1 pseudogene is annotated in these 407 nt (G+C 63.4%); it reads right to left on the bottom strand.

Annotation, left to right across the window (positions count from 1 at the left end):
- Positions 1 to 407: pseudogene (locus tag DBR30_RS22095) on the bottom strand (L-seryl-tRNA(Sec) selenium transferase); the annotation flags it as partial.

The raw sequence follows: 407 nt of genomic DNA, 5'->3' as shown, positions 1-407 counted from the left end.
AGCCACCGCCAATCTGGATCTGCTCGCCGCGCGAGACGATCACCTCGCGCCCCTTGGCCACCTCCTGCAGCAACAGGAAGAGGGAAGCAGCGTTGTTGTTGACCACCAGCGAATCTTCGGCCTGGGTGAGGCAACGGAGCAGGGGAGAGATCAGCCCCTTGCGCCCGCCGCGTTTGCCGGTGGCGAGATCCAGCTCCAGATTGTTGTAGCCGGTGTTGAGGTCGCGCACTTCGTCCCACAGTTCGCTACAGAGCGGCGAACGCCCCAGATTGGTATGCACCAGGGTGCCGGTGGCGTTGATCACCCGGGTTTGACGCTGGCGCAACTGCTGTTGGCAGCGTTTGGCAATCAGCGCCTCGATCTGCTCGGGGGCAACGCCATGCTGGCGAAAATCTTCGCTCTGGCGC

It is taken from the genome of Aeromonas sp. HMWF017, assembly GCF_003061465.1.
GTDB classification, from domain to species: Bacteria; Pseudomonadota; Gammaproteobacteria; order Enterobacterales; family Aeromonadaceae; genus Aeromonas; species Aeromonas veronii.
This window is presented reverse-complemented; position numbering and strand designations above follow the sequence as displayed.